Origin of the sequence: Curtobacterium sp. 8I-2, from assembly GCF_902506155.1 — a bacterium.
Classification (GTDB): domain Bacteria; phylum Actinomycetota; class Actinomycetes; order Actinomycetales; family Microbacteriaceae; genus Curtobacterium; species Curtobacterium poinsettiae.
Map to the genome: position 1 here is coordinate 2,509,183 of NZ_LR732827.1, position 19,732 is coordinate 2,528,914.

The following is a 19,732-nucleotide window of genomic DNA, read 5'->3' on the forward strand; positions in this document are numbered from 1 at the left end:
AGGGGGTGCATTTGTCGGTCTACCTCGACCACGCCGCGACGACGCCGATCCTGCCGGAGGCGCTCGCCGCCTTCACCGATGCCCTGGGCACCGTCGGCAACCCGTCGTCCATCCACAGCGCCGGTCAGCGCGCGAAGATGCTGCTCGAGGACGGCCGCGCCGCCGTCGCCCGCTCGCTCGACGCCGACCCGGTCGAGGTCGTGTTCACCTCCGGCGGTACCGAGAGCATCAACCTCGCCGTGAAGGGCCTGTTCTGGGCTCGCCAGCGCGACCGTCAGCGGCCCCGCATCGTCGTCCCGGGCGGCGAGCACCACGCCACCGTCGACACCCTGACCTGGTTGGAGACGCACGAGGGGGCCGTCGTCGACGTGGTCCCGTTGGACGCGCAGGGTCGCGTCGACCTCGCCGGACTGGAGGCGCGGCTCGCCGACGCCTCGGACGTCGCCCTGGTCACGTTCCTGTGGGCGAACAACGAGGTGGGCACCATCCAGCCCGTGTCACGGATCGTCGAACTCGCGCACGCCGCCGGCGTGCCCGTGCACAGCGACGCGGTCGCCGCCTACGGCCAGGTGCCCGTGTCGTTCGCGGCGTCCGGCCTCGACGCCCTCAGCGTCTCCGCCCACAAGATCGGCGGGCCCGTCGGCATCGGTGCGCTCGTGCTCGGACGGAAGGCGACCGTCGAACCCCTCATCCACGGTGGTGGGCAGCAGCGGCAGGTGCGGAGCGGCACGCAGGACGCCCCTGCGGCTGCGGCCTTCGGCGTGGCGGCCGGCGCGGTGGTCGCCGAGCCGATGCCGCACCCGGCGCTCGCCGCCCTGCGGGACCGCCTGGTCGCCGGGGTGCGTGCGGCCGTGCCGTCAGCCGTGCTGATGGGGGACCCCGTCGACCGGCTGCCGGGCAACGCGCACTTCACGTTCCCCGGGTGCGAGGGCGATTCGCTCCTGTTCCTGCTCGACGCCGCCGGGGTCGCGGTGTCGACCGGATCGGCGTGCCAGGCCGGGGTGCCCGAGGCGTCGCACGTGCTGCTCGCGATGGGGCTGTCGGAGCAGGACGCCCGCGGTGCGCTCCGGATCACGCTCGGGCACACGACGACCGACGCCGACGTCGACGCGTTCCTGGCTGCGCTGCCGGATGCGGTCGCGCGGGCCGGTGCCGCGGGGATGGCGTCGCGGGAGCCGCTGCTCGGGCGGTAGGGCCTCTTCCGTCGGGCTGGATGCCACGGGGCACGGTTGCGGTGCTGGACATCGTTCTGGTCCTGACGTCGAGAGCCTCGCGACTCTCCGGGTCACGGCGGGTGCGGGTCGCGCGCGGCTGCGGGAGCGGCTGCCGTCGGATCCACACACCGACCCAGACGTGCGAGAGACCGGTCGCTGCGAGACCGACCATGGCCCACCCGACGACGCCGTGCCCGGTCCCGACCCAGAAGACCCCGAGGACGAGGACGAGCGTCGTCACGACTGCACCGAAGGCGAGCATGAGCAGACTGGACACGGGACCGGCGTTCTGGGCGAGCCGAGCGTCACGCACCCAGGCCGGGTTCCGCACGCGCCACAGGACGATCGCGACGGTGCCCAGCAAGACCGCGATGCTCGCTGCGAGCAGACCTGTTCCAGCCACGGCCCGATGGTGATCCGACGGGACCGTCCTCGACGCGATCTCCACGAGGGCCTCGCGACCGACCCGCATCGTTGTGATACTCGGACATGCTCGAGTTGGTGCGACCGCAGACGGCGTTGTACGAGGCGTGGGCTGAAGCGCATGCCGAGTGGGGGCCGGGTCTGCACGAGGACGGGTTCGGGATCACGGCGCACGACGACGTCAGCGACGAGGACGGGTTCCGCACCTGGGTCGGCCGAGTGCACGCCAGGCCCGGCGCACTCTGGTGGATCGTCGAGGACGGCCGTGTCCTGGGCGGGATCGCACTCCGGGCTCCGGGAGACACCGCCGGCGTGCACCGGTTCGGCCACGTCGGGTACGGGATCCGCCCGTCAGCACGGGGCCGCGGCGTGGCGACGTGGGCGCTGGGCCAGGTGCTCGCCCACGCCTCGCGAGTCGGGATCGACCCCGTGATCGCGCTCTGCCGCGATGACAACGCCGGGTCCATCCGGGTCCTGGAGCACTACGACGCGGTGCTGTCGTCGATCGAACGGCGTGAGGGAGTGCGGCTCCGGCGGTACGCCGTCTCCCGGTCGCACCGGCGTCCCGGGTAGCCGATCGAGCGCACGGCCGCCCCCGGGAACCCGTGTCGACGCGTCACACCAGCCGGGCGAGGAGCGCGTCCGTCTCGGCTGCGGTCGGCGCTGTCGCCGGACCGTTCCTGGTGACCGCGAGGGCCGCCGCGGCGTTCGCCCGGCGGACGGCGTCGACGACCGACGCACCACGGGACAGCGCAGCGACGAGCACTCCGCCGTGGGCGTCTCCCGCACCGTTGGAGTCCACCGCGACGACCCGGAAGCCGGGGACCAGCACGGGGGAGGCACCGGGCTCGACGACCCAGCAGCCGGCTGCGCCGTCGCGCACCAGGGCGGTCCCGCGGGCGGCCGCGGCGATCGTGGTGACCGCCTCGGGGAGTCCCGCGGATGTGGGAGCCATGAGTCGCGCCTCCCGTCCGTTGGCGCTGACCACGTCCGCACGCGCCATGACGGGGCCGAGCACCGCCGGGGGCAGCGTGTCGACCAGCGGCGACGGGTCCAGGACGACGCGGACGGAGTCGGGGACCCCCCCGAGCCAGTCGGCGATCGCTCGCCCGTTGACGGCGTGCGCGAGGCCGTAGCCGGACACGAACACGGTGTCGTCGGCGACGAGGGCGATCCGGTCGAGGTCGGCGCGGCCGAGCTGCCCCTCTGCGCCGACGCTCGTGACGAAGGTCCGCTCCGTCGAGGCGTCCACGAGTGCGACGCAGTACCCGCTGTCGACGTCGTCGAGACCGGGCTGCAGGACGTCCACGCCGGACGTGGCGAGCGCGCGACGCACCACGTCGCCGAACGGCCCGCTGCCGTACTGCCCCCCGAACGCGACGTCGAGTCCGTCCCGGACAGCGGCGACCATCGTGTTCAGGCCGCCGCCCGCGGTGATCTCCGACGCGGAGGCGATGACGTCGCCGCCCGGATCCGGGATCGCGTCGACGCGCATGACGATGTCGACGATGACGTTGCCGACCGAGACGAGGCGGGGCATCAGGCGCGCGCCCCGGCGTCCGTGGTGGTGGCCGGCTCGTGCTCGGTGAGCCGGCCGCGTGCTCCGCCGGTCAGCAGGTAGACCGCGGCAGCGACGATGAACGTGATCACCCAGCCGAGTCCGTTCGCGCCGATCCAGGTCGCGGAGAACGCACCGACGAAGACGGGGTCCGCGTCACCGACCTGCACCTCGGTGAACAGGAAGCCGATCACGATCGCGACGATCCAAGCGGCAAGGGCACCCCAGGCGACACCACCGCGGTACCAGTACCGGGCGCCAGCGCGCAGGTCGAGGAGCGCCGCCGGGTCGTACCAGCGCCGCCGGACCATGTCGGCGGTGAAGACGCCGAGCCACGCGGTGATCGGGACGGCGAGGACGGAGATGAACGTGATGAACGGGGCGTAGAAACCGTCGGCGACGAGCATGAAGTACATCGCGCCGAGTGTGGTGACGACCACGTCGACCGCGACCGCCCACACGCGCGGGACCTTGATGCCGAGGGTCAGCGTGGTGAGGCTCGCCGAGTACACGGACAGGTGGTTCGACAGCAGCAGGCCACCGAACGCCGCGATGAGGTACGGGATCGCCATCCAGCTCGGCAGCAGGTCGCGGATCGCAGCGACCGGGTCACCGGCCTGCGCCAGCGTCGGGTCTCCGGCGGAGACGAGCGCGCCGAGGCCGACCAGGACGACGAGCGGGATGCCCGCACCGGCGGCACTCGACACGATAAGCGCGCCGGCCTTCGACGAGGTGCGGGTGTAGCGGGCGATGTCCGCTCCGGCCGTGGCCCAACCGATGCCGGTACCGGCTGCGATCGTGCCGATGCCGATGACCATCGCGGCGACGGGGCCCGCGGGCTGGGACCCGACGACGTCCCAGTCGACGCGCAGCACGAGGAAGACCGCGACGAACACGTTGAGCGCACCGAACACCCACGTCGCCCACTTCTGGACGGCGACGATGAACGCGTGCCCGAGGCCGGAGACCAGCACCGTGGCGACGACGAACACCAGGATCGCGACGATCGTCAACACCGGGTTCGCCTTCGCGTCACCGCCCGTCCCGAACAGGATCGTGAACAGCGACAGGAGCACGAACGCCGCCGTCGTGGTGTTCACCGTCTCCCAGCCGAGCCGCGACAGCAGCGACACGAACGTCGGCCCGATGTTCCCGCGGACGCCGAACACCGCTCGGCTGAGGGTCAGACCCGGAGCACCGCCGCGGCGGCCGGCGACGGAGATCACGCCGACGACCGCGAAGGACCCTGCGGCGCCGATCACCGCGACGAGCAACGCCTGCCAGATGGTCAGGCCCTGGAACGCGACCAGGGTCGCACCGAGCGGAAGACCGAGGATGGAGATGTTCGCGGCGAACCAGACCCAGAACAGCGCGCCGGGCGTACCGGTCCGTTCGTCGTGGGGCACGGGCTCGATGCCCCGCTGCTCGATCGTCGTCAGCGTGCCGCTGCTGAGCGTGGTGGGCGTGTGGGACATGGTTCGGTTCCTCTTACGTCGTCGGAAGGGTGGTGCGCGAAACCGTGCGTCGGCCTGTCCAGGCGACGCCACAGCGTGGGGGGAGGGGGGAGGCGGGTCAGCTGCCCGCGCGGAGGGTGAGGAGTCCGTCGACGACCCGGTCGAGCCGGAGGTCGTTGACCGTGGTCACGGTGGCGACGGCATCGGCGGGCCAGGCATCCGGCCCGTGGACGGCGCCGAGCACCGCACCGGCCATCGCGGCGATCGTGTCGGTGTCGCCGCCGAGTGCAGCCGCTGCGCAGAGGGTCTGCCACGGGTCGAGGTCGAGGGCGACGAGGGCGAGTGCGGCGACGACGGACTCCTGGCTGGCCACGCTCGTGCCGATGAGCCGCGTGATCGTGTCGATCTGCGCGGACGCGGGCACGGTCGGCAGGTGCTCACGCGCCCACGTCGTCCTCGCAGCGATGTCCGCACCGGCGACCCAGTGGCCGCGCTCCGCGCCGATCGTGGCGGCGGCGACCGCGGCGTCGAGCGCTCCGGACCGGGTCGCCCCGTCGATGCCGGCGCTCACGGCCCCCGCGATCGCGCTCGCTCCGGCGATGCCGAGTCCGGTGTCGTGGGTGACGCGGCTGGCGTCCTGGACGGCGTCGACCAAGCGGACCAGGTCGTTCGAGGGCACGGCGACGCCGACCGGTGTGATCCGCATCGCGGCCCCGTTCGTCGTGCCGGTCGAGCCCGCCTCGGACGCGGGGACGCCGTCGAGGATCCGCTGCACCGCGGTCTTCGTGCTCGGGCCGAGCAGGTCGAGCGAGCCCTTCGCCTCCATCCCGCGCTCCCAGGCGATGAGCGCCTCGGCGAAGCGGACCGGGTCCAGTCGTCCGTTGCCCCCGAGCAGCAGCTCGGCGAGCATCAGGGCCTGTTCGGTGTCGTCGGTGATCGTGCCAGCCGGCATGCCGGTGGCGATGCGCTGGTGCGGTCCGGCGTCGGCGAACCCGGCGATGGCCCCGTGGTCGGCGAGGATCTGCGCGCGGGACATCGACTGGGTCGGCATGCCGAGGGCGTCGCCGATCGCCAGGCCCGTCAGGGCAGCGAGGGCGTGGTCTCGGAGGCGGTGCTGGTTCACGGTGTCCTGTCGTGGGGTCGTGACGTGGTCCCGAAGCGCATGTGCAGTCGGAAGCGGTCGGGGTCGAGGAGGCTGTCGACACGCTCGACGAACGCGCCTTCGGCCGTGCGTGCGATGCGTCGGCTGCGCAGGAACGGCGTGCCCGCGGTGCGGTCGAGCAAGGCCGCGTCGTCGATGTCGAGCGGCACGACGTCGATCCACTGCTCGGCGCTCGCCGGCACCAGACCGGTCTCGGCGATCGTGGCCGTCAGGGAGCCGTCGACGAGTCCGTCGGCGGTCGCGGACGCCAGGCGCCCCAGGTGCGGCACGACGCTGCGCTCCAGGGACACCGGACTGCCACCGACGACGACACGGAGCCGGTCGACCGCGACGAACGTCGCGCTGGCGGCATCGACCTCGGTCTGGAGCGCTGTGTCCTCGAACCGCTCGATGCGCAGGGTGCGGGTCGACACCTCGGTCCCGGAAGCGGCGATGGACCGTGCCCAGCCGCCGCGGGGGTCGAGGGAGGCGCCGTCGAACGTGACGACCGAGCCGATCCCACCCCGGGTGGCGATGTACTCGTCGTCTGCCAGGTCGGCGAGGGCAGCTCGGACGGTGCCACGACTGACGGCGAAGCGCACGGCCAGGTCGTGCTCGCCGGGCAGGCGCTCGCCGGCTCGGTACCGCCCCGTCGCGATCTCGTCGCGGAGCGCGTCGGCGACGAGACGTCGCTTCGAGGTGATCGGCATGCCATGAGCGTACATGTACAAGACCTGTTCAGTCGTGTCTCCGCGCTCAGTGGATGACCGGCCGGTCCGGTCCGGGTGCCTCGACGCTCAGAGGTCGCAGACCGCGGTGGGCAGGTTCTGCTCGGCGCTGACCCACACCGATTCGACGTTCGCCCCGCCCTCGCCGAGTTGGAACGAGACGAGGCCGCCGGGCAGCTGGACGTCCCACCGCGACCAGGATCCGTCCGGTGTCGAGATCCGTTCCGTGAGTGACGGGTACGCGGCCCGGAGTGCATCGGAGCTCGACCCCACACCGATCCCCGCGGCGGTCGTCGGCCCCGCCGTCGTCGTCCGGGCAGAGTCACCCTCAGCGCCGATCAGGACCCCGGTCACGCGGTCGTCCTCCTCGGTGATCCGCAGCGTCGGGCTGCCGTCGCGCGCCCACGTTCCCGGAGCCGTGCACGTGCTCGGCGTCGCGGGCACCAGACGGTACGCCTGGGCGAGGTCGTCGCTCTCCGCCTCCGTGGCGCCGCCGAGAGCGATCGGACCGACCTCGTCGCCCGAGATGGTCCACGAGGACGGGTCGTCGAGCGCGAAGGGGCCCTTGCTCGGGGTCGGGGCAGTGGATCGTGTCGGTGGGGCTGTGGGCTCCGGGGTCTCCTGGACCGGAGCGGACTCCGGGGTGCTGGTCGTGGCCGGTTCGCTGGGCCCCGGCGTGGAGACGGGGGCGGGGTCGGCGGGGAACGGCTGCGGGATCACGCCGAGTGCGACGCCACCACCGGTGATCCCGAGGCCGAGCAGGGCGACGACACCGATGACGATCGCGGCGCGGCGACCACGTCGGCGCGGCGCAGGGCGCTGTTCGGTCGCGCGGGTGAGCACGGTGCGCTTCATCGCGACGAGCATGCGCTGCAGGTCGTCGCCGGAGGGAGGCTCAGTGTTCATCGTGCATCACCGCCTTCTGCAGTCGGGCACGGGATCGGGCTGCACCGCGGGGAGCAGCGTCGACGGTGAGGCCGAGGGCCTCGGCGGCGTCCGCGTAGGAGCGTCCGTCGACGAGGCAGGCTTCGCAGAGGCGGCGGTCGACGGGTGCCAGCGCATCGATCTCGTCGCGGACCCAACGCAGTCCGACGCGGGCACCGTCCGCGTCGGGACCTGCGGTGTCGCCGTCACCCGTGCCGGGGCGGCGCGCGTGGTCGCGGCACACGACGAGCAGCCAGGGCAGCAGGGCGTCGGTCGCCAGACGGAGCGTTCCGCCGCGCTGCCAGAGCGTGAGGAAGGTGTCCTGCACGATCCGTTCGGCGTCCTCGCTGCTGGAGGCCAGGGCCCATGCGAAGCGGGTCAGGGTGGGCGCGTACCGATCGAACGCGTCAGCCAACGCCGCACGTTCGCCGTTCGCGAGTCGACGCCTCAGTGCTGCGTCGGCGTTGGCACCGTCATCCACGGTTGCCCCCTCTCACCTCAGGAGTGTCGCCAGCGACGCGATCCTGACACAGCGGCGTCCGCCGGCGTGTCGCGCCGCGGGCGGACGCGGGTGGCAGGCCCCCGGTCGACGTCACCGTGACCGGTGTGACGGACCTGCGCCGGGCCTCCCGGTCGGCCGTTTCCCAGCGCGCCGGACAGGCGGGCGCGCTGGGACACCGCACGGTCGGCGCGTCCGTCGTCAGCGGTCGTCGGCCGTCGGTCTCGGACTGCTCGTCGTGCGCCGCACCACCAGTGACACCGGCACTCGGTGCACGCGCGGCTCCGGCGTTCGGCCGTGCACGCGTTCCCCGAGCCAGCGTGCGGCCTGGGCCCCGATCGCGAAGGTCCCGTTGTCGACCGTGGTCAGCGAGATGTGCCGGATGCTGCCGAGGTACGTGTCGTCGTAGCCGACGAGCGACACGTCGTCCGGGACGGCCAGGCCCAGGTCGTCGGCCGCGGACAACGCGCCGATGGCGACGAGGTCGTTGTAGGCGACGAGCGCGGTCGGACGGTCAGCCGTGGCCAGGACTCGTCGGGCCGCCGCGTACCCGCTCTCCTCGCTCATGCCGGCCGGCACCACGACGGCGTCGGCACCGTGGCGGGTCATCGTCGTGCGGAAACCCTGCTCGCGGAGCTCCCCGACGCGCCCCGGGCCGACGAGGTGACCGATCCGCGTGTGCCCGAGTGCGAGGAGGTGCTCGGTCGCGATCGACGCGCCGGCGTGGTCGTCGTTCACGACCACGTCGGTGTGCAGGTCGTCAGGCTCGTAGGTCCCGGCGAGGACCACCGGGATCTCCTGGGCGGCCCGTCGGAGCGCGGCGTCGTCCTCGGTGGTGCCGACCACGACGATCCCGTCGACCTGTTGTCGCAGGAGCATGTCCACGGGGGAGCCGCCCACACGCCGGGTGGTCGCCGAGTCGACCAGGATGGGTGCCAGCCCGACGGTGTCGAGTGTGGCGGTCAGGCCGGCGAGCAGGTCGACGAACCAGGGGTTCCGCAGGTCGTTCAGCAGCACGCCGACGGTGCCCGTCCGCTGCTCACCGAGGCTCCTGGCTGCGCGGTTCGGTCGGTAGCCGAGTTCGGCGACTGCTCGTTCGACGGCCGCGCGACGAGCGTCACTGACCCCTGGGTCGCCGCGGAGCGCGAGCGAGACCAGCGACTTCGAGACCCCGGCGTGCTCGGCGACGTCCCGGATGGTCGGGGCGTGGTGCGGTCTCGACATGGATGCAGGCTAGTCCTATTCTGGACCGGTCCAGTTCATTCCAGTGCTGTCCAACGAAGCGAGCGCAGATGCCCCCGAAGATCTCCATGAACGTCACGACGACGTTCCACGGCAACGTCGTCCAGGACATCCGACTGGCGAGGGAAGCCGGGTACGGCGGGATCGAGCTGCAGAGCCCGAAGCTCTACCGGTACCTCGACGCCGGCTACGACATCCGGACGCTGCCGCCGCTGCTCGAGGGGCTCGAAGTGACGGGGCTCGGTGCGGTGCTCGACATCGAGCGTCAGGGTGCCGGTCGCGACGACTTCGTGGCGGAGGTCGAGCGCATGTGCGGTGTGGCGACCGCCGTCGGGGCGCCCATCGTGCAGCTGTGCACCGGGCCGGTCGATTCCGCGGTCGTCCGTGACCACCGCGCGGGCCGCCTGGCCGACGACGACACCCGGTACCGGGCGACGCTGGGGCTCGACGAGGACGCAGCGGTCCGCATCACCGGAGCGAACGTCCGTCTGGCGGCGGACATCGCCGCGGACCACGGACTCGAGGTCTACCTGGAGCCCCTCGCGTGGGCGCACCTCAACCGATGCCGGCACGCGCTGGACATCATCGAGGAGGCCGGGCGCGACAACGTCGGCATCGCACTCGACACCTGGCACTTCTGGACGACCGGGGACACGCTGGCCGAGGTCCGAGCGCTGCCCGCGTCGGTCATCAAGGCCGTCCACCTGTCGGACGGGTTCGACCTGGACCGCGACCGGACGGTTCCCGACCAAGCCGTCCACCGCAACGTCGTGATCGGCGGTGGCGCGATCCCGCTGCAGCAGTGGGTCGAGGCGATCAAGGCCACCGGCTACGACGGATGGTGGGTCACCGAGATGTTCTCCGACCGGGCGAACGAACAGGATCCCGCCGTCGTCGCACGCACGATGCACGACCTGACCGCGATCCTGGTGGGCTGATCATGACGCAACGCTTCGCACTCGTCGGTGCCGGCTTCATCGGCGCCGTGCACGCCGCGTCCCTCGGAGCGCACCCCGACGTCGACTTCGTGGGGATCCACGACGTCGATCGTGACCGCGCTGCGTCGCTGGCGGCACGCCACGGCACGCGGGTGCTCACCCAGGACGAGGCGTTCGACGCGGCGCAGGTCGACGCGGTCTTCGTCGCTTCCTCCACCGACACCCACGCGCGGCACCTGCGCGCTGCCGCCGACGCCGGGATCGCCGTGCTCTGCGAGAAACCCATCGCTGCCGGGTACGCCGACGCGGTCGCGGTGGTGGAGCACGTGCGTGCCAGCGGCGTGCCGGCGATGCTCGACTTCAACCGGCGGTGGGACCGTGACCACGCCGAGTTGCAACGCATCGTCGCCGCGGGGGAGATCGGTGCGGTCGAACTCCTCCAGGTCAGCTCCCGTGGCCCGTCCATGCCGCCGCTCGACTACCTGCGGGTCTCCGGCGGCCAGCTCCGCGACCAGACCGTGCACTTCTTCGACCTCGTGCGGTGGATCACTGGCGAGGACCCGGTGACGGTCGCGGTGGCGGGTTCGGCGCTCGTCGACCCGGCCATCCGCGAGTTCGGCGACGTGGACACATCGGTCACGACTCTCACGATGCCCTCCGGCGCGCTCGTGCAGATCGACAGCGTGCGGCGCACCGGCTACGGCTACGACGAGCGCATCGAGGTCATGGGATCGTCCGGACTCGTCGAGTCGCGGCGGAACCACCGCGGGAACGTCGCTCGTTACACCGATGGGCAGATCGTCGCGGACGGACTCCACGACGGCTGGTTCGAGCGTGTGCAGCCCACCTACGCCGCGACGCTCGCCGCCTTCGTCGCGTCGCTCGAGTCCGGATCCGAGCCGCCGGTCTCCCTGGAGGACGGGCTCAGGGCCCAGGCCATCGCCGAGGCGGCCACTCGTGCCCTGTCGTCGGGACGGACGGAGCACATCGACTACTGACCCCCGGTCGGCCGAGTCGGACTCGCGCCGGTAGGATCGATGACCATGGTCGAACTGGACTTCACCGAGCAGCTCTCCGCCCTTCGCGAGACCTTCGGCAACATCCGCTCGGTGGTCGACGTCGACCGCCTGCAGCGTGAGATCGCCGACCTCAGCGAGCAGGCCGGGGCCCAGGACCTCTGGGACGACGTCGACCACGCGCAGCAGGTGACGAGCTCGCTCTCGCACCGGCAGTCGGAGCTGAAGAAGATCACCGACACCGAGCAGCGCATCGACGACCTCGAGGTGCTGGTCGAGATGGCGAACGAGGGCGACGACCAGGAGTCGGCCGACGAAGCCCTCGCCGAGCTCAAGGCGATCCAGAAGATGATCGGCGACTTCGAGGTGCAGACGCTCCTCGACGGCGAGTACGACGACCGTCCGGCCGTCATCACGATCCGTGCCGGCGCCGGTGGTGTCGACGCGGCGGACTTCGCCGAGATGCTCCTCCGCATGTACCTCCGGTACGCCGAGCAGCACAACTTCAAGACCACCGTGATGGACACCTCCTACGCCGAAGAAGCGGGCATCAAGTCCGCGACGTTCGAGATCGACGCCCCGCACGCGTTCGGCACGCTGTCGGTCGAGGCCGGCACCCACCGCCTGGTCCGGATGTCGCCGTTCGGCGCCGCCGGCAAGCGCCAGACGTCCTTCGCCGCGGTCGAGGTCATCCCGCTCATGCCGGAGACCGCCGTCATCGACATCCCCGAGAACGACATCCGTGTCGACGTGTTCCGCTCGTCGGGCCCCGGCGGACAGTCCGTCAACACGACCGACTCGGCGGTGCGGCTGACGCACATCCCGACCGGCACCGTGGTCTCGATGCAGAACGAGAAGTCACAGATCCAGAACCGCGCAGCCGCCATGCGCGTGCTGCAGTCGCGCCTGCTCCTGCTGAAGAAGGAAGAGGAGAACGCGAAGAAGAAGGAGCTCGCCGGCAACATCACGGCGAGCTGGGGCGACCAGATCCGCTCGTACGTCCTGGCGCCGTACCAGATGGTCAAGGACCTCCGGACGGAGCACGAGGTGAACAACCCCTCAGCCGTGTTCGACGGCGATCTGGACGGCTTCATCAACGCCGGCATCCGCTGGCGCAAGCAATCCGTCGCCGACTAGGGGGCCGTGAGCCGCGCGCCTCGCTTGCTTTCCAAGCGGGGCGACCTACCCTGATCCGGTCATGATCAAATTCGACCAGGTCACCAAGGTCTACTCGGGCAACCCGAGTCCGGCGCTCGACAACCTCACCCTCGAGATCCTCAAGGGTGAGTTCGTGTTCCTCGTGGGCGCGTCCGGTTCCGGCAAGTCCAGCTTCCTGCGCCTCGTGCTCAAGGAGGAGAAGCCCACCAGCGGGCAGATCCACGTGCTCGGGCAGCGCCTCGGGTCCCTGGCGTCGCGGAAGGTCCCGTACTTCCGACGCAACCTCGGCGTGGTGTTCCAGGACTTCCGTCTGCTGCCGAACAAGAACGTGTTCGACAACGTGGCGTTCTCGCTGCAGGTCATCGGCAAGAGCAAGGGCTTCATCAGTGAAGCCGTGACCGACGTGCTGAAGCTCGTCGGACTCGCCGGCAAGGCCACCCGCATGCCGCACGAACTCTCCGGTGGTGAGCAGCAGCGTGTGGCCATTGCCCGCGCCGTCGTGAACAAGCCGGCGATCCTGCTGGCCGACGAGCCCACCGGAAACCTGGACCCCACCACGTCCGCCGGCATCATGGCGCTCCTCGAACGCATCAACCAGGGAGGCACCACCGTGCTGATGGCGACGCACGACGCCAGCATCGTGAACCAGATGCAGCGGCGGGTCATCGAGCTCTCGAACGGCACCGTCCTGCGTGACGAGCAGTCCGGCGGCTACCAGACCCAGGCCGTCCCGATCCAGCGAGGCACCGTGTCCAACACCACCGGCATCCAGACGATCCCGGGGCTCATCCGATGAGGCTCGGACTCGTCATGTCCGAGGTCGGCTCGGGCCTGCGGCGCAACGCGTCGATGGTCGTCTCCGTCGTCCTCGTGACCTTCATCTCACTGACCTTCGTCGGTACCGCGATCCTGCTGCAGATGCAGATCAACCAGATGAAGGGGTACTGGTACGACCGGGCGCAGGTCGCCGTCTACCTGTGCACCGACACCGACACCACGGGCAACTGCACCGGCGCGAAGGCCACCGCGGACCAGCGCGAACAGGTCCAGGCGCAACTCGAGTCGTCGACGCTCAAGCCCTACATCGAGAAGACCTACTACGAGAACCAGGACCAGGCCTTCACCCGGTTCAAGGAGCAGTTCAAGGACTCGGCCGCGACGGAGTTCGTCAAGCCGGAGTACCTGAACGAGACCTTCTGGGTCAACCTGAAGAACCCGTCGCAGGCCGATGTCCTGGTCGAAAGCCTGTCGAAGGTCGCCGGCGTGCAGAGCGTCGTCGACCAACGCGGGTACCTGCAACCGATCTTCAACCTGCTCAACGCATCGTCGTACACGGCGATCGGCATCGCGGGGCTCATGCTCGTGGCGGCCGTGCTGCTCATCGCGACGACGATCCGGTTGTCGGCGTTCAGTCGACGGCGAGAGCTCGGCATCATGCGACTCGTGGGTGCGTCGAACCGGTTCATCCAGACACCGTTCGTGCTCGAGGGGGTGATCGCCGCAGCCATCGGAGCCGTCCTGGCCGGCGGCGCGATCACCGCCGTGGTGTGGTTCTTCGTCCGGAACTTCCTGGCGGAGCGCTTCACCGGCACGGCGTTCATCGGCATGGGGGACGCGGCCATCGTGGTCCCCGCGGTGATCGTGATCGGGGTGCTCCTCGCAGCGGCATCGGCATCGATCGCCATCCGTCGGTACCTGAAGGTCTGACGCAGCGCAGCATCCGCCAGCGGGCGGCGCGCCGGGAAGGTGCGCCGCCCGCTTCGTGTTGAGTAGTCTGTAGGGCTGCGCGGAACCGTCCGGCGCAGTGCACCGGTCACCATCGAGAGGAGTCGTCATGGCGAAGGAACGCGGTGAGAAGATCGTCGCGACGAACCGTCGCGCCCGACACGACTACCTCATCGAGGACACGTACGAAGCAGGCATGGTCCTGTCCGGCACCGAGGTGAAGTCCCTGCGCATGGGGCGTGCGTCACTCGTCGATGGGTACGCCTTCATCGACGGTGGCGAAGCCTGGATCGACGCCGTGCACATCCCGGAGTACACCGAGGGCACGTGGAACAACCACTCGCCCCGACGGAAGCGCAAGCTGCTCCTGCACAAGCAGCAGATCGTGAAGATCTCGCACAAGACGGCGCAGGGTGGCTACACCTTGGTGCCGTTGCAGATCTACTTCCACGACGGTCGGGCCAAGATCGAGATCGCCGTCGCGAAGGGCAAGCGCGAGTTCGACAAGCGCCAGGCCCTGCGCGAGAAGACCGACAAGCGTGAGGCCGAGCGGGCCATGCGCACGCGGAACCGTGTCGGCGAGTAGCGCCGACGCACGTCCTCGGCTAGACTGAGGGACTGCTCCGATCGGGGCATTGGCAACTCAACAGCGTGACAGCGGTTCGCACGTCCGGCCCGCATGGGGATGATCGGTTTCGACATTGCCTGTGTGCCGACGGGAAGCGGGCCGAGGACCCACGGTTATCTCGTTAACGATCCGTGGAAACCAACAAGTGCCAATTCCAAGCGCACTGACTTCGCTCTCGCTGCGTAAGCAGCCCAGCACATGAAGTCCGTCGGCCAGGTGACCGTCCCCTAACCTGATCCCGACGTCATCCAGAGGACTTGCTGCACGGTTGCGCCTCAGGGCCGTGCGGGACTTGCACTGAGACTGGGCCCGTCGTCCTAGAAGCCGGTAGCAAAGGACGGGGCCGAGCAGAACGAACTATCCGGATACGCCCGTAGAAGACGTCGAATTGCAGCGATGGACGGGGGTTCGATTCCCCCCATCTCCACCATTCGCCGAACGACGAACCGCTGTCACGCTGAGCCACCTGAACGCCCCGGCACCGTCCCCTGGACAGTGCCGGGGCGTTTCCTGTTCCGCCACGTCCGAGGACTACGCTGCGGAGCAGGCGCGCAGAACATGCTCGCGTCGAACCCGAACGAGAGGTCAGCACGTGGTGCAGGAGATCGCGATCCGTGTCCGTCTGCGGGAGCAAGAACGAGTGGTGCTCAGCGAGTACGAGCGGATCGTGGGCTCCATCGCCACGGTCGCCGCCCTCGCCGCCTGGCTGCCGAACCCCGACACCCGACTGGTCGTCCGCGGCCGCGGTGCCGAACCGGTGCGGCTCGAGACCGTCACGTACGGGTCGGTGGTCGAGATGCTCGTCGTGCTCGACCAGCGCTCCGCCGGGGTGGAACGTGCCGCCGCCGCCATCGCCGCGCTCATCGAGTCGGTCCGCCACGAGCACGTCGCCGACGACGTCTCCGGGGTCGCCGGGGAACTCGACCGGCTCGACCGCGCTGCCCCGCGCGGCCGCTCCGTCGTGGAACGCGCCCTGCGGACGTTCCTGGAGGGGGCACGGTCCGACGTCCTCGCGCGCCGGTCCACGACCCGCGTGCGGACCGCACAGGCGCTGCTCCGACTCGCCGAGGCGGACGCGGTGCTCACGGTCGAACGGGTCGCCGATGCCCTGGCGTCGGTGCTCGAGGAGCACGCTGTCGACGTCGAGCTGGACACCGGCTCCGCCGTGGTCGTCGCGCCGATCGACGGGGTGGAGTCGCCGGAGACCGAGGCCGCGTCCGACGACGCCGACGCCGACGCCTCGCAGGCGGAGACGGAGGCCGTGTCGGCCGTCCTCCCGCTGCCGACGGGTGCGAGCAAGGCGAAGTCGAAGCAGGACGACGGCAAGAAGAAGCAGTCGAAGAAGGACGGCGACAAGAAGAAGCAGTCGAAGAAGGACGACGACGGCAAGAAGAAGCAGTCGAAGAAGGACGACGACGGCAAGAAGAAGCAGTCGAAGAAGGACGACGGCAAGAAGCAGTCGAAGAAGGACGACGGCAAGAAGCAGTCGAAGAAGGACGACGGCAAGAAGCAGTCGAAGAAGGACGACGGCAAGAAGTCCAAGAAGAAGTAGCTCGCCGCCGCTCCCGCTAGAAGTCGAACAGGTTCGCCCGGATCTCTCCGGCGCCGTAGTCCCGTCGCAGCAGCCCGCGGCGCCGGAGCACGGGCACCAGGTCGCCGAACATCCGGTGGATCTGCGCCGGGTGCAGGTCGCCCGAGAAGATGATCCCGTCGTTGTCGGCGTCGCTGCCGAGCTCCTCGACGAAGTCCGCGAACTCGTCGGCGGTCCCCACGAACCCCGAGCGTGACGCGATCCGCCCCTGCCGCGCCTTGCGGGTGAGCAACTCCCGCAGCGGTGCGTCCGGGGTGTCCCCGAGCAGCCCGCGGATCGTGCCGGCCGAGACGTGCTCACCGAAGGTCCCGTCGGGTACCGGGGCGTCCAGGTCGAGCGCGAGCAGGTCGGTCTCGGAGTCGCTCGACCACGCGATGGCCGCCGCACGCAGCGCGTCGTCGGTGGGGTGCTCGGAAGCCGCGACGATGCGGTCGGCCTCCTCCGGCGAGGACACGATCACCGGCTTGAGCACGAACAGGATCCGCAGGTCCGACGCGGAGCGCCCCGCCGCTTCCGCTGCAGCGATCACCCGAGCTTGGTAGTCCGTCACCGCGGCGGCCGACAACGGCGCGAGCGCGAGCTGCACGTCCGAGTGGGTCCCGGCGAACGCGAGCCCGCGACCGGAGCCGCCGGGGGAGACGACGACCGGGTCCGAGGCGAGCGGCAACGCGTTGAGCGGCCCGTCGGCGGTGAAGTGGGTGCCCTCGTGGTGGAACGCGTCGAGGGCGTCCCCGTCCGCGAAGTGCCAGGAGTCCGGCGCCCCGACGTACCCGTCGCCCCACGAGTGCCAGAGTCGGCGAAGCAGCGTGATCCACTCCTCGGCGCGGTCGTACGCCTGGTCGTGGGGCAGCGGCGGCAGGCCGGCGTGCCGCGCACTGCCGACGTCGGTGACGACGTTGATCCCCAGGCGGTCCGAGGACAGGTGTGCCAGGGTCGCGAACTGCCGTGCCGCCAGGTACGGCGGGGTGATCCCCGCGTTGACGGTCGGCGCGATGCCGATGTGCGAGGTGGCGGCGAACAGGTACGGGGCGAGCAGCAGCGGGTCGTGCTTCGGGCCGCCGTACGCCTGCCGGATGCGCAGGTCGAGGGTCGCGGGGTTCCCGAGCGAGACGGCGTCCTCGGCGATGACCAGGTCCATGCCGGCCTGCTCGAGTGTCCGGACGGACTGCTGGTACAGGTCCGGCTTCGTCCAGTCGTGGCCCCAGTCCCAGTCGGACCGCCCCCACGCCTGCGGGCCGAAGCCCCGCGAGAAGAAGTACCCGAAGTGCTGCAGCTCGGCCATTCAGCGCTCCTGCCGGTCGAGGGCCGGCCCACCGACCGACGAGCGGTGCGCGTCGGACGCTCCACGTGCCTCCAGGCCGGTGGTCGCTGCGGACCGCACGGCGGCGAACCCGCGTTCCAGGTCGCGGAGCAGGTCCGCGATGTCCTCGATGCCCACCGACAGCCGGATCAGGCCGTCGTCGATGCCCTGCTCGGCGCGTTCTTCCGGCGTGCGGCCGGCGTGGGTGGTGGTCGCCGGGTGCAGGATCAGCGAGCGGACGTCGCCCAGGTGGGTCATCCGGCTGAACAGCTGCACGGCGTCGATGAACGCGCGCGCGGCGGCTCCGCCACCGGCGAGCGTGAAGGCGAAGACGGATCCGGCCCCACGGGGCAGGTAGCGCTGGGCGAGGTCGTGGAACGGACTGGAGGCCAGGCCCGCGTGGTCGACGCTCGTCACCTCCGGCTGCTGGTCCAGCCAGGACGCGACGGCCAGCGCGTTCGCGCAGTGGCGTTCCACCCGCAGCGACAGCGTCTCGATGCCCTGGCGGAGCAGGAACGCGTTGAACGGGGACGGCGCCGGACCGATGCGTGCGGCGACGACGTCGCGGGCGAACACGGCGAACGCCCGGTTGCCGTACCGCTCGACGTAGCTCTCGCCGCCGAGGGACCGTTCGGGGCTGGTCAGGTGCGTCCAGCGCTCGGGGGCGGCGGACCAGTCGAAGCGGCCGCCGTCGACGACCACCCCGCCGAGTCCGGCACCGTGCCCGGACAGGAACTTCGACGCCGAGTGCACGACGATGTCCGCACCGTGCTCGACCGGGCGCACCAGGTACGGCGTGGCGAGGGTGTTGTCGACGATCAGCGGGACCCCGGCGTGGTGCGCGGTCTCGGCGACGCCGGCGATGTCGAGGACGTCGTTCTTCGGGTTGGGGATCGTCTCGGCGAAGAACGCCTTGGTGTTCGGCCGGACCGCGGCAGCCCAGGCGTCGAGGTCGCGGGCGTCGGTGACGAAGTCGACCTCGATGCCGAGCCGGCCGAGGTTCTGCAGCAGCAGTCCGCGGGTGCCCTCGTAGATGCTCCGGGCGCTGACGACGTGGTCGCCGGTCTGCAGCAGACCGAGGAACGCCACGGTCGCCGCCGCCTGGCCGCTGCCGACCAGGATCGCCTGGACCCCGCGTTCGAGCAGCGCCACGCGACGCTCGACGTCGGCGTTCGTGGGGTTGCCGAGTCGCGTGTAGGTGTAGCCGTCGTCGGTGTCGGCGAAGCGGTCACGGGCCTGGTCGAAGTCGTCGAACAGGAACCCGGAGGACATGTGGATCGCGGGCACCCGGGCGCCGTGCCCGGCGTCGGGCACGAAGCCGCCGTGCACCTGCTCGGTCGCGAAGCCGTGGTCGTCGGTCGCCATGGGACACCTCCGGGGGGTCGTGTGGCGGTAGCCTCGCAGCCCCTCGGGGCGGACAGGCGATTGCGGCCCCCGGTTACGTGGCCGCTGCCCCTCAGACGAGCGCGCGGACCCTGGCGACGACGGTGTCCCAGACCTGGAGCAGGGGCTCGCGCGCCAGCCACACCGCGACGGCGTTGACGAGGACGAACAGCACGAACCACAGCGACGCCGGCACCCGCATCTCGGCTGCGGCGATGTGGAAGTCGGTCTGCACCCGGGCGCCGGTGAGCAGCCAGCGACCGACCTGCGCCACCGACCGCAGGCCGTCGACGACGAAGAAGGCCCCGACGGCTGCGACCACCAGCACGGTCACCTCGGACGGGCGGACGGCCACCCACAGGGCGAGGGCGTCGAAGCCGAGCACGACGAGCAGGCCGAACCAGTTCCGGACGAAGGCGAGCGCCACGAGGCCGATGACCGCGAGCACCACCACGGGCAGCCAGCGGGAGCCGTGCAGCACCCCGGTGACCAGGAGCACACCCGCCCACAGGGGCGCGCTGTAGCCGGCGTAGAGGTTCAGGATGCGGACGAGCCACCGGATGCCGCCGGGCACCCGTCCGAGTTGGACCCAGGCCTCGCCGGAGCCGTCCGGGTGCAGTTCGATGCGCTGGATGCGTCCGCCGAACGGCACGACGACGATCGCGTGCCCGACCTCGTGCGCGATGGTGGCGGCGATGCGTGCCACACGGCCGACGAACGGCACGAACGGCAGGACGGCTCCGACGAGGAGCGCGACGAAGACGAGGGGTGGGGCTGCGGTGGTCAAGCCACCAGCATCGCAGCCCCGCC

Annotated in this window: 19 protein-coding genes and 1 other RNA gene; 10 read left to right on the forward strand and 10 right to left on the reverse strand. The window is 70.8% G+C overall.

Features of this window, described 5'->3' with window-relative positions; translation table 11 throughout:
- Window positions 1-11: 11 nt before the first annotated feature.
- Window positions 12-1,193 (forward strand): cysteine desulfurase family protein, encoded by a 1,182-nt coding sequence (locus BOSE127_RS15655; protein ID WP_056068941.1) that lies wholly within the window; start codon window positions 12-14, stop codon window positions 1,191-1,193.
- Window positions 1,194-1,715: 522 nt separating this feature from the next.
- Window positions 1,716-2,210 (forward strand): GNAT family N-acetyltransferase, encoded by a 495-nt coding sequence (locus BOSE127_RS15660; RefSeq protein WP_201300461.1) that lies wholly within the window; start codon window positions 1,716-1,718, stop codon window positions 2,208-2,210.
- Between the two features lie 43 nt (window positions 2,211-2,253).
- On the opposite strand, the gene BOSE127_RS15665 is transcribed toward BOSE127_RS15660, so the two are convergent.
- The 7 genes from BOSE127_RS15665 to BOSE127_RS15695 form a co-directional block, all read right to left on the reverse strand.
- A complete protein-coding gene (locus BOSE127_RS15665) occupies window positions 2,254-3,177 on the reverse strand; it encodes a PfkB family carbohydrate kinase (RefSeq protein ID WP_159557929.1) in 924 nt (307 codons plus the stop codon).
- Complete coding sequence (locus tag BOSE127_RS15670; RefSeq protein WP_159557931.1) at window positions 3,177-4,670, reverse strand: purine-cytosine permease family protein; 1,494 nt, start codon at window positions 4,668-4,670, stop codon at window positions 3,177-3,179. The genes BOSE127_RS15665 and BOSE127_RS15670 overlap by 1 nt, the downstream gene beginning before the upstream one ends.
- A gap of 97 nt (window positions 4,671-4,767) precedes the next feature.
- Window positions 4,768-5,772 carry an ADP-ribosylglycohydrolase family protein gene (locus BOSE127_RS15675; protein ID WP_017888223.1) on the reverse strand — a complete coding sequence of 335 codons (1,005 nt, stop codon included), beginning with the start codon at window positions 5,770-5,772 and terminating at the stop codon, window positions 4,768-4,770.
- Entirely contained in the window at window positions 5,769-6,500 is a 732-nt protein-coding gene (locus BOSE127_RS15680; protein ID WP_214563650.1) for a GntR family transcriptional regulator, read from the reverse strand. The genes BOSE127_RS15675 and BOSE127_RS15680 overlap by 4 nt, the downstream gene beginning before the upstream one ends.
- A gap of 87 nt (window positions 6,501-6,587) precedes the next feature.
- Window positions 6,588-7,424, reverse strand: a complete 837-nt coding sequence (locus BOSE127_RS15685; protein ID WP_156155352.1) for a hypothetical protein — start codon at window positions 7,422-7,424, stop codon at window positions 6,588-6,590.
- On the reverse strand, window positions 7,414-7,857 hold the full coding sequence (locus tag BOSE127_RS15690) for an RNA polymerase sigma factor (protein ID WP_228500798.1): 444 nt from the start codon (window positions 7,855-7,857) through the stop codon (window positions 7,414-7,416). Before BOSE127_RS15690 ends, BOSE127_RS15685 begins: the two co-directional genes overlap by 11 nt.
- A 285-nt stretch (window positions 7,858-8,142) precedes the next feature.
- Window positions 8,143-9,165, reverse strand: coding sequence for a LacI family DNA-binding transcriptional regulator (locus BOSE127_RS15695; protein ID WP_017888219.1), 1,023 nt, complete (start codon window positions 9,163-9,165; stop codon window positions 8,143-8,145).
- A 68-nt stretch (window positions 9,166-9,233) separates the two neighbouring features.
- Between BOSE127_RS15695 and BOSE127_RS15700 the strand changes: the two genes are divergently transcribed.
- The 8 genes from BOSE127_RS15700 (at window position 9,234) to BOSE127_RS15735 (ending at window position 16,200) form a co-directional block, all read left to right on the forward strand.
- Window positions 9,234-10,121 (forward strand): sugar phosphate isomerase/epimerase family protein, encoded by an 888-nt coding sequence (locus BOSE127_RS15700; protein ID WP_140448172.1) that lies wholly within the window; start codon window positions 9,234-9,236, stop codon window positions 10,119-10,121.
- 2 nt (window positions 10,122-10,123) lie between these two features.
- Window positions 10,124-11,119 carry a Gfo/Idh/MocA family oxidoreductase gene (locus BOSE127_RS15705; RefSeq protein WP_159557933.1) on the forward strand — a complete coding sequence of 332 codons (996 nt, stop codon included), beginning with the start codon at window positions 10,124-10,126 and terminating at the stop codon, window positions 11,117-11,119.
- Between the two features lie 45 nt (window positions 11,120-11,164).
- Window positions 11,165-12,274 carry a peptide chain release factor 2 gene (prfB, locus tag BOSE127_RS15710; RefSeq protein ID WP_017888216.1) on the forward strand — a complete coding sequence of 370 codons (1,110 nt, stop codon included), beginning with the start codon at window positions 11,165-11,167 and terminating at the stop codon, window positions 12,272-12,274.
- 61 nt (window positions 12,275-12,335) lie between these two features.
- Window positions 12,336-13,091 carry a cell division ATP-binding protein FtsE gene (gene ftsE, locus BOSE127_RS15715; protein ID WP_017888215.1) on the forward strand — a complete coding sequence of 252 codons (756 nt, stop codon included), beginning with the start codon at window positions 12,336-12,338 and terminating at the stop codon, window positions 13,089-13,091.
- Window positions 13,088-14,002, forward strand: a complete 915-nt coding sequence (gene ftsX, locus BOSE127_RS15720; RefSeq protein WP_017888214.1) for a permease-like cell division protein FtsX — start codon at window positions 13,088-13,090, stop codon at window positions 14,000-14,002. Before ftsE ends, ftsX begins: the two co-directional genes overlap by 4 nt.
- A gap of 127 nt (window positions 14,003-14,129) precedes the next feature.
- On the forward strand, window positions 14,130-14,606 hold the full coding sequence (smpB, locus tag BOSE127_RS15725; protein ID WP_017888213.1) for an SsrA-binding protein SmpB: 477 nt from the start codon (window positions 14,130-14,132) through the stop codon (window positions 14,604-14,606).
- Between the two features lie 95 nt (window positions 14,607-14,701).
- Window positions 14,702-15,078: a transfer-messenger RNA gene (gene ssrA, locus BOSE127_RS15730) on the forward strand.
- A 162-nt stretch (window positions 15,079-15,240) separates the two neighbouring features.
- Window positions 15,241-16,200: a hypothetical protein gene (locus tag BOSE127_RS15735; RefSeq protein ID WP_159557935.1), complete on the forward strand. Its 960-nt coding sequence runs from the start codon at window positions 15,241-15,243 to the stop codon at window positions 16,198-16,200.
- 16 nt (window positions 16,201-16,216) lie between these two features.
- On the opposite strand, the gene BOSE127_RS15740 is transcribed toward BOSE127_RS15735, so the two are convergent.
- From BOSE127_RS15740 to BOSE127_RS15750, 3 genes are all read right to left on the reverse strand, one after another.
- Complete coding sequence (locus BOSE127_RS15740) at window positions 16,217-17,521, reverse strand: LLM class flavin-dependent oxidoreductase (protein WP_159557937.1); 1,305 nt, start codon at window positions 17,519-17,521, stop codon at window positions 16,217-16,219.
- Complete coding sequence (locus BOSE127_RS15745; RefSeq protein WP_017888210.1) at window positions 17,522-18,904, reverse strand: O-acetylhomoserine aminocarboxypropyltransferase/cysteine synthase family protein; 1,383 nt, start codon at window positions 18,902-18,904, stop codon at window positions 17,522-17,524.
- A gap of 91 nt (window positions 18,905-18,995) precedes the next feature.
- The gene (locus BOSE127_RS15750; RefSeq protein WP_159557939.1) at window positions 18,996-19,709 is read right to left on the reverse strand and encodes a M50 family metallopeptidase; all 714 of its coding nucleotides are present in this window, start codon (window positions 19,707-19,709) and stop codon (window positions 18,996-18,998) included.
- Between the last annotated feature and the right edge of the window lie 23 nt (window positions 19,710-19,732).